The following is a 2403-nucleotide window of genomic DNA, read 5'->3' as shown; positions in this document are numbered from 1 at the left end:
GCATCGCCGCCGACGACGCCATCGGCAAGACCGCCACCGAACTGGGCATCTGGGCACTCCCCGGCCTGGGCCCGCAGGTCCTGGAAAAGCTCGGCCACGGCAACCTGACCAACCTCGAGGTGCCCCTGCGGCGCCGCAATGGCAGTACCTTCAGCGCGCTGCTCAGCGCCCAGCACGTGGCCCTCGACCAGACCCCGGCGCTGGTGGTGGTGATCCGCGACATCACCCACCTGGTGGAGACCCAGGAACTGCTGCGGATCTCCGAGGAGAAGTTCGCCAACGCCTTCCATGCCTACCCCGACGGTCTGCTGATCAGCCGCCTCGAAGACGGCACGCTGATCGACGTGAACGAAGGCTTCACCCGTCTCACCGGCTACCGCCGCGACGAGGTCATCTCCCGCTCCACGCTCGAACTCGGCCTGTGGGTCGACACCGAGGACCGCAAGCGCCTGATCTCGCTGGTACGCCATCACACCCTGACCCAGGGCTTCACCGCCCCTGTACGGGACCGCAACGGTGGCATCCGCCAGTGCGAGATGTCCGCCCATCGGATCAGCATCGATGGCGAGGACTGCGTGCTGACCATCGCCCGCGATATCACCGAGCGCCAGCTCATGCAGGAGAAGCTGCAGCAGGCCGCCACCGTCTTCGAAAGCACCGCCGAAGGCGTGATGATCACCGATACCCGCCAACGCATCACCGCGGTCAACCGCGCCTTCAGCGAGATCACCGGCTACAGCGAGCAGGAGGCGCTGGGACGCTCGCCCAGCCTGCTCTCCTCCGGACAACACGACTCCAGCTTCTACCTGGCCATGTGGAACCAGCTGGAACGCGACGGGCACTGGCAGGGCGAGATCTGGAACCGACGCAAGACCGGCGAGCTGTACCCCGAATGGCTGACCATCAGCGCGGTACACAATCCGCAGGGCGAGATCACCCACTTCGTCGGCGTCTTCGCCGATATCTCCACCCTCAAGTACGCCCAGGCCCGGCTCGACTACCAGGCCCACCACGATCCGCTCACCGGCCTGCCCAATCGCCTGCTGTTCGAGAGCCGGCTCAATCACGCCCTCGACGAGGCCCGCGAAGAGAGCCGTCCCGGCGCCGTGCTGTTCATCGACCTGGACCGCTTCAAGCACATCAACGACAGCCTCGGCCATCCCATCGGCGACCTGCTGCTCAAGGCCATCGCCGAACGCCTGCGCGACCAGTTGCGCGACGTCGATACCGTGGCCCGCCTGGGGGGCGACGAATTCATCATCCTGCTCCCAGGCCTGCACCAGGAAAGCGACGCCGAGCACGTCGCGCGCAAGCTGCTGAATGCCTTCACCGCACCGTTCCAGGCCGACGGTCATGAATTCTTCGTCAGCGCCAGCGTCGGCATCGCCCTGTTCCCCAAGGACGGCGACGACGCCCCGACCCTGGTGAAGAACGCCGACGCCGCCATGTACCGCGCCAAGTCGCGGGGCCGCAGCCGCATCGAGTACTACACCCGCGAACTGACCTACCTGGCCACCGAGCGCATGGCGCTGGAAACCGAACTGCGCCGCGCCCTCGAGCGCGACGAGTTGCAGCTCTACTACCAACCCAAGCTGAGCCTGGAGAGTGGCCTGCTGGTCGGCGCCGAGGCACTGGTGCGCTGGTACCATCCGCTGTTCGGGGAAATTTCCCCGGAGCGCTTCATCCCCCTCGCCGAGGATTGCGGCCTGATCCTGCCCCTCGGCGACTGGGTGCTGGGACACGCCTGCCAGCAGATGGGCGAATGGCAAAAGCTGCACGCGCCGTTCGGCCCGCTGTCGGTCAACCTCGCCGGCGCCCAGCTCGGCCAGCCGCAACTGATCGAACGCCTCGAGCAACTGCTGGAGCAGTCCGGCCTGGAACCGTCGCGGCTGCAACTGGAAATCACCGAGAGCTTCATCATGAACCAGACCGAGGAGGCCCTCGCCGTCCTCCACGGCCTCAAGCGCCTCGGCGTACAGCTGGCGATCGACGACTTCGGCACCGGCTACTCCTCGCTCAGCTACCTCAAGCGCCTGCCGCTGGACATCCTGAAGATCGACAAGTCGTTCATCCGCGGCCTCCCCGACGATCCCCACGATGCCGCCATCACCCGCGCCATCATCGCCCTCGGCCGCAGCATGCAGCTCACGGTGATCGCCGAAGGCGTGGAAACCGAAGGCCAGCAGAGCTTCCTCACCCACGAAGGCTGCGAGCAGATCCAGGGCTTCGTCCTCAGCCCGCCGCTGCCGGCCGAGCTGTTCGCCAGCAAATTCCTCAAACCGCGCCAGCCGATTGGCGCTCCCCGAGAAGCGCCGGTATAATCCGCCGACCTTCTGGGGGCCTATAGCTCAGTCGGTTAGAGCAGAGGACTCATAATCCTTTGGTCCACGGTTCGAGTCCGTG

1 protein-coding gene is annotated in these 2403 nt (G+C 66.1%); it reads left to right on the top strand.

Going from position 1 to position 2403, the window contains the following annotated elements; all coding sequences use genetic code 11:
- Positions 1-2321, top strand: a 2321-nt coding sequence (locus tag FFS27_RS31615) for a sensor domain-containing protein (RefSeq protein ID WP_137952494.1), incomplete at its 5' end; no start/stop codon positions are given.
- Between the last annotated feature and the right edge of the window lie 82 nt (positions 2322-2403).

This window comes from Pseudomonas sp. 2VD (genome assembly GCF_005503585.1).
Classification (GTDB): domain Bacteria; phylum Pseudomonadota; class Gammaproteobacteria; order Pseudomonadales; family Pseudomonadaceae; genus Pseudomonas; species Pseudomonas aeruginosa.
This window is presented reverse-complemented; position numbering and strand designations above follow the sequence as displayed.